We start from the raw sequence: 5,404 nt of genomic DNA, 5'->3' as shown, positions 1-5,404 counted from the left end.
GAAAGGAGAAGCTGACCGAAGAGATCGTCATCGACCGGATCAACACGATCAAATACGGCCACAAACTCGAAAAGAAGCGGTTCAAAAACTTCGAGGAGGATCTCAGAAAGAGCGCCTGGCACGAAGCGGCCCACGCCGTGACCTCCCTGCGGCTGCTGCCGGACGTGGAGATCGAGCAGGTCACCGTGATTCCCCGCAGCGAAGCGCTGGGGCTGGTGAGTTACATGGAAGACGCCATCGAGACGAACATGAGCAGGGAGGAGATCGAAGCCAACATCGCCGTGCTTCTGGCAGGACGCATCGCCACCGTCAAAAAGTTCGGCGAGGCCAAGGGGCTCGAAACGGGCGCCTTCAACGACCTGCAGGAGGCGTCGCTCTACGCCTACAGCGCCGTGGCGCAGTTCGGCATGGACGAGGAGCTATACAATCTCCACGTCGAGATACTCCTGCAGAACGTCAACAACACCCTCTTCAGGGAAAAGATCGAATCCCGTGTCGCCTTCTGGATAGAGAAAGGGACGAAACTGGCCGAAAAGATCGTCGAAAGCGAGTGGAAAACGATCGAAAAGATCGCCAAAAGACTCCTCAAAGAGGAGGTGATCGAAGGGGAGGAGCTCAAAAAGCTGGCGGAATGACGATCAGGCCAGATCGTCGAGAACTTTTTGGACCAGACGGCTCATCGCATCCCTGTGCTCGGAAGCGAGCGTATCGCTATAGCGTGCCTTGATGATGCGTGTATCTTCGACGAACTGGTCGAACTCCTCGTCCTCGTACATCTCCGTCACTTCGAAGTGGATTTCGATCTCTTCCTGCAGATCCTCCATCAGGGTCTTGAAAAAAGCGAACTCTTCGGGGTAGCGCTCCGCCAGCAGGTCGGTCTGCTCCTTGAGAGGAAGAGAGACCTCTCCGAAGTAGGGATCGAGGTCGATCATCTCCATCAGACCCTTTTCGCCGATCTCTTTGAGGAGCGTATCGAGGGCCGAAACCGGTCTGAGACGCTCCTCCTCGGGATTCTCTCCGGCCCGTTTGACCGCCTCTTCGTACTTTTTACGATAATTCTCGTCCAGTTCGATCATCACTCTTCTCCTTCGTCGAAATCGATTTTGCATCCGAACTCCCGGTCCAGCCGCAGAGGCACCTGCCTCTGTGATCCGTCGAATCCCCGGATCGTCACGACCGTGACTCCTTTTTCCAGGAGCTCTTTCGCTTTTTGTTTGGAGAGCATTTTACCGCCGAAACGCTTAATCGAATTTTTGAATATGGCAAATTCACACCCTTCCTCCCAGCGGGAGCACCCGTAGCTCAGAGGAGACTCCACCACGTCGGCACCGCAGAGCGGGCAGGCACCCAGAACTTCCAGCTCGCTTCCCGCCTCGAAATCGATCCACGGCCGCCACCGTCCGTCGATTTCACGCAGTTCGACCATAAAGAGCTTTTCGACCCCGTTGGCCATCCTGAAACTCATACGGGTCGGCCCTTTGAGAAGTTTGCGCATCTGTCTGGCCGAGATCACCGGGTGGCCGATCGACGCGAGCGCCTGCACGGAAACGGTGAAATCACATCCCTCCCGCCATCCTTCGCAGCCATAGAAGCCCTGACGCTCCACGACCGGTTCGCCGCACCTGGGACAGTCGCCGAGTTTGATCGGTTTTTTTTGCATGACGGGATGTTAACAATTGTATCGTTCAAAAAAGCTTTAACATATCGAATGGTAAAATAACGAACTTTGAAGAAAACTGCGATGGAAAGGAATATCGTGAAAAATAGATTCATCCCGCTCATACTCTTTTCGATCCTGCTGCTGGGAGGCTGTGCGACGAAGCCGGTGGCGAACATCGCCCTCGACCCCTACGTACCCGGCCAGGCCGCTTTCCAGAAATGCGGCACGATCTTCGTTTCGGGCATCGTGGACAAACGCAAACAGAAAGAGGTCGTCGGAGAGATCGTCAAAAAGGGCAAAGCGGTCACCATGGTCAAAACCTCCCAGAATATGGAGAAATGGTTCAAAGAGGCGCTCGAAAAGGCCCTGGGCGCGGAGGGGTGCAAGATCACCCCCAAAAGCACCCACCATCCCAAAATCGCCCGTGTCTACATCCGCATCGACAAAATCGAGGCGAAACTCGACCGGGACAGACTGACCGGAGAGAACCTCGAAGCGCAGGTCTACGTGACGCTTTTCATGCGCCAGGGCAAATCGCAGCGCATCATCAAGAAGATCGGTCTGACCCAGCGCAAATGGGTCCCGCCTCTCAGCTCCGAATCTGCGATCAAAGAGTATCTGCAGGAGACGCTCGACGAGGTGGTCGACATGGTCGTCGAACATATCGACTCCTACCGTTTCTGAGAAAGAATGGGACTGTTTCGCAAACTCTTCTGGCTCTTGGTGTGGGGGATCACGTTCGGATTCATCGAAAGCTCCGTCGTCGTCTATCTGAGGGCACTCTACTATCCGGAGGGTTTCGCCTTTCCGCTGGTACCGATCGAACCGAAGATCCTGATCAACGAGATCGTCCGGGAAGCGACGACGCTTCTGATCATCTGGGCGACGGCGACACTCTCTTTCGAGCGGATGCAGAGCAAAGTGGCCGCCTTTTTCCTGCTTTTCGGAATCTGGGATATCTTCTACTACGTTTTCCTCAAAATCGTCCTCGACTGGCCCGCGTCGCCGATGACATGGGATATACTCTTTCTCATCCCGACACCCTGGGCGGGCCCCGTTTGGGCACCGGTGCTGGTGGCCGCGACACTGATCGTATACGGCATATACGTATTGGCACTCAACGACCGGGGCCAATTCGTCGATTTTGACCGGAAATTCATCCTGCTGGAGCTGCTCGCCGGCGTGATCATCGTCGGCTCTTTCATCCTCCCTGGGATCGATGTGCTCGAAGGGGGCGTACCGGAAAACTTTCCGGCGCCACTCTACTGGGCCGGATATCTGCTTGGGATTTTGGCGTTTTGGAAACTCTGCAGACAAAAAAGGAACATATGAAACCCAGACTCGAATACGCAGGCCCCAAACCGGTCTGCTCGAAATACGGCGTGCTTTTCGATTATGCCAAAGAGGACCGCTACATCTATCTCGATACGCTGATTCAGCTCGTCGAAGCCCTCGACGCCAGAACCCTGCATGAAGGGACGCTGCGATTCGGCATCAAAAAAGAGGCGTTCGACGGTGAAGTGCTTCTGAAAAAGATAGAGAAGTACGATCCGAAAATCGACGAAAAGATGGAAAAAGCGGCATCCGAAACACACGATTATCTTCGTGAAATGGCGAAGAGGGCGGAAGAGAACAGACTGATGGCACCTCTGGAGAAGGAAGTGTGGCTCAAAAACATCGCGCTGATGGAAGATTATGTCGTCCAGCGCGCCGTCAACAAAGCGGTCTACTACGTGCTGATCGATCTGCTGGCCCAAAAACTGAAAGAGGGGAACGTCCGCTACATCGTCTTCCCGATGCACCGCAACTTCCACCATGTGGCCAAGTCGCTCTCCAACGCCCTGGCGAAACAGAAACCCCCGATCCCCTCCTACGCCCGGATACTCGAAACGAAAGAGGGGCTGACGCTGAAGTTCAATCTGAACCCCTGAACTCCCTCCAGCGCCGCATGATATCCAGAACCTCCTCGTCGCTCACGTCGTACCAGTTTTCGTAGGCTTCGGCCACGGCCCTGAACCAGGGAGGCGTCGAGAGAATGACGACGTCGTCGACGATCTCCTCCAGCTCCCTTTTTACGCGCGGACTGCCGACGGGTGCGGCCACGACGATTTTGCCCGCGCCCTGATGTTTGCAGAAGGCGATGGCGGCATGCATCGTCGAGCCCATGGCGATACCGTCGTCGACGAGGATGACGGTACGGCCTCTCACCGGCGTGACGGGCCGTCCGCCGCGAAGTGTCCGGATACGTCGCTCGATTTCTCCTTTCTGGTACTCCACGATGCTCTCTATGAGGTCGGGATCGAGCAGGTCGGCGTAGTAGGGGATGATGTAGATCGAGCCGTCTTCGGCGATGGCACCGAAGCCCGATTCGGGATTGTCGGGGAAGGGGAGTTTGCGGGCGATAAGCAGGTCGAAGTCCGCATTCAGCGCTTTGGCCACTTCGAAGCCGACCTCCGTACCGCCTCTGGGAATGGCCAGTACGAGTGGATTTTCATCGCGGTAGGGGAGCAGAGCCTGAGCCAGATGACGACCGGCGTCCTTTCGGTCTTTGAAGCGCATGATACCCTCCTTCCAATAGAGAAATGTAAGTTGTTTTCATTATACCGAATATCGATGTTGGATGGAGTTTGGAGAAAGGAGGGCACTGACGAACTAGCCATACAATCCAAGGTTTTTGGCATTGAAAAAGATAGCGAGCCTGTAATCAAGCCATTCGACGGATTTGGCATGTGCTTTGGAGCGTCTGACAAGATAAGATATTTTATCCCTCAATTGCGAATTGAGGTTTTCAATTTTATTGGTCATCGCCCCTTTGGCCTGAATCGCTTTATCGGCATACATGGCATCATACGTGAAAGCTTCGTCACAATAGATCTTTTCAACCTTGGGAAGGTCGAGTTCGAATTCGAAGAGTTCGTCGGTATTGCGATGTTTGCACAAACGGTAAAAATAGAAAGGTTTACCCGTTGGGGTATAGGTCATCGCTGTCCATACGTAATAACGGTTCGACTTCTTTCCGACAAAGGTAAAGAGTTCATCCATGACGCTGTACTCGAATCTCAACGAGTTTCGTATCTTTGCGACACTCTCACGATAAAACCGAGTCATCTCTTTCATCTTTTTTTTTAAGATGATATTGCACCGCTTTGAGGGTAATTCCCAGAACTCTGGCAATCTTACGCATCTCGCCTTTCTCCTCGTACATACGGTGAATCAACGCCACTTTGTCAGGAGGAAGGTAGTGATACCGCTCTACACCTGTAAAATAGTAACCACACTCCTGGCATTTGAAGCGTTGTACTTTCCCCTCCGCCAATTTCTTGAAACCTGCTTTAACGATCCGTTTTGATTGACACTTTCTGCACTCTTTTCTTTTCATGTTCGATTACAAGCAAATTGTATGCCTGATTCGTCAGTGCCCAGTGACTTTCTTTCCATACCTAATGGATATATTTGGTATACTGGATTTATCAAAAAAATGAAACAAATTTTTTTTTTCGAAAGGCTGAAAAATGTTTAAAAAAATCTTCGTCACCGGCGGCGCCGGATATATAGGCTCGCATACCTGCGTAGAGCTTTTGAATGCGGGATACGATGTGGTCGTCTATGACAACCTGAGCAACGCCAGTGAAGAGGCACTGAGGCGGGTGGAAAAAATCACCGGAAAGTCGCTGAAATTCGTCCGGGGTGACATCAGGGATGAGAAAACTCTGGAAAAAGCGATGAAAGGGTGTGATGCCGTCA

General features: G+C 53.0%; 9 protein-coding genes and 1 pseudogene. 5 read left to right on the top strand and 5 right to left on the bottom strand.

Annotation, left to right across the window (positions count from 1 at the left end; genetic code table 11):
- Positions 1-635 (top strand): annotated as a pseudogene (locus Q1K23_RS07305) (hypothetical protein); the annotation flags it as partial.
- Positions 636-638: 3 nt separating this feature from the next.
- Here Q1K23_RS07305 and Q1K23_RS07300 read toward each other — a convergent pair.
- Positions 639-1,076: a hypothetical protein gene (locus Q1K23_RS07300; RefSeq protein WP_300363489.1), complete on the bottom strand. Its 438-nt coding sequence runs from the start codon at positions 1,074-1,076 to the stop codon at positions 639-641.
- Positions 1,076-1,660 (bottom strand): hypothetical protein, encoded by a 585-nt coding sequence (locus Q1K23_RS07295; protein ID WP_300363488.1) that lies wholly within the window; start codon positions 1,658-1,660, stop codon positions 1,076-1,078. Before Q1K23_RS07295 ends, Q1K23_RS07300 begins: the two co-directional genes overlap by 1 nt.
- A gap of 96 nt (positions 1,661-1,756) precedes the next feature.
- Between Q1K23_RS07295 and Q1K23_RS07290 the strand changes: the two genes are divergently transcribed.
- The 3 genes from Q1K23_RS07290 to Q1K23_RS07280 are packed head-to-tail and all read left to right on the top strand — an operon-like array spanning position 1,757 to position 3,591.
- Positions 1,757-2,344 carry a YajG family lipoprotein gene (locus Q1K23_RS07290; protein ID WP_300363487.1) on the top strand — a complete coding sequence of 196 codons (588 nt, stop codon included), beginning with the start codon at positions 1,757-1,759 and terminating at the stop codon, positions 2,342-2,344.
- Between the two features lie 6 nt (positions 2,345-2,350).
- A complete protein-coding gene (locus Q1K23_RS07285) occupies positions 2,351-2,992 on the top strand; it encodes a hypothetical protein (RefSeq protein WP_300363486.1) in 642 nt (213 codons plus the stop codon).
- The gene (locus Q1K23_RS07280; protein ID WP_300363485.1) at positions 2,989-3,591 is read left to right on the top strand and encodes a hypothetical protein; all 603 of its coding nucleotides are present in this window, start codon (positions 2,989-2,991) and stop codon (positions 3,589-3,591) included. Before Q1K23_RS07285 ends, Q1K23_RS07280 begins: the two co-directional genes overlap by 4 nt.
- On the opposite strand, the gene Q1K23_RS07275 is transcribed toward Q1K23_RS07280, so the two are convergent.
- From Q1K23_RS07275 to Q1K23_RS07265, 3 genes are all read right to left on the bottom strand, one after another.
- A complete protein-coding gene (locus Q1K23_RS07275; RefSeq protein ID WP_300363484.1) occupies positions 3,575-4,219 on the bottom strand; it encodes a phosphoribosyltransferase in 645 nt (214 codons plus the stop codon). The two genes, Q1K23_RS07280 and Q1K23_RS07275, sit on opposite strands and share 17 nt — an antisense overlap.
- Before the next feature lie 93 nt (positions 4,220-4,312).
- On the bottom strand, positions 4,313-4,702 hold the full coding sequence (locus Q1K23_RS07270; protein WP_300363483.1) for an IS1 family transposase: 390 nt from the start codon (positions 4,700-4,702) through the stop codon (positions 4,313-4,315).
- A gap of 46 nt (positions 4,703-4,748) precedes the next feature.
- Entirely contained in the window at positions 4,749-5,039 is a 291-nt protein-coding gene (locus Q1K23_RS07265) for a hypothetical protein (protein ID WP_300363482.1), read from the bottom strand.
- A gap of 133 nt (positions 5,040-5,172) precedes the next feature.
- Between Q1K23_RS07265 and Q1K23_RS07260 the strand changes: the two genes are divergently transcribed.
- A partial coding sequence (locus Q1K23_RS07260) for an SDR family NAD(P)-dependent oxidoreductase (protein WP_300363481.1) occupies positions 5,173-5,404 on the top strand: 232 nt, incomplete at its 3' end.

The organism is Hydrogenimonas sp., from assembly GCF_029933015.1.
Taxonomy (GTDB): Bacteria; Campylobacterota; Campylobacteria; order Campylobacterales; family Hydrogenimonadaceae; genus Hydrogenimonas.
The sequence above is the reverse complement of the archived record's forward strand: the minus strand, read 5'-3'. Positions and strand labels throughout refer to the sequence as shown.

Coding starts and splice junctions, on each gene's coding strand:
- Q1K23_RS07300 (WP_300363489.1), bottom strand. CDS start 1,076: ATGATCGAACTGGACGAGAATTATCGTAAAAAGTACGAAGAGGCGGTC.
- Q1K23_RS07295 (WP_300363488.1), bottom strand. CDS start 1,660: ATGCAAAAAAAACCGATCAAACTCGGCGACTGTCCCAGGTGCGGCGAA.
- Q1K23_RS07285 (WP_300363486.1), top strand. CDS start 2,351: ATGGGACTGTTTCGCAAACTCTTCTGGCTCTTGGTGTGGGGGATCACG.
- Q1K23_RS07280 (WP_300363485.1), top strand. CDS start 2,989: ATGAAACCCAGACTCGAATACGCAGGCCCCAAACCGGTCTGCTCGAAA.
- Q1K23_RS07275 (WP_300363484.1), bottom strand. CDS start 4,219: ATGCGCTTCAAAGACCGAAAGGACGCCGGTCGTCATCTGGCTCAGGCT.
- Q1K23_RS07270 (WP_300363483.1), bottom strand. CDS start 4,702: ATGGATGAACTCTTTACCTTTGTCGGAAAGAAGTCGAACCGTTATTAC.
- Q1K23_RS07265 (WP_300363482.1), bottom strand. CDS start 5,039: ATGAAAAGAAAAGAGTGCAGAAAGTGTCAATCAAAACGGATCGTTAAA.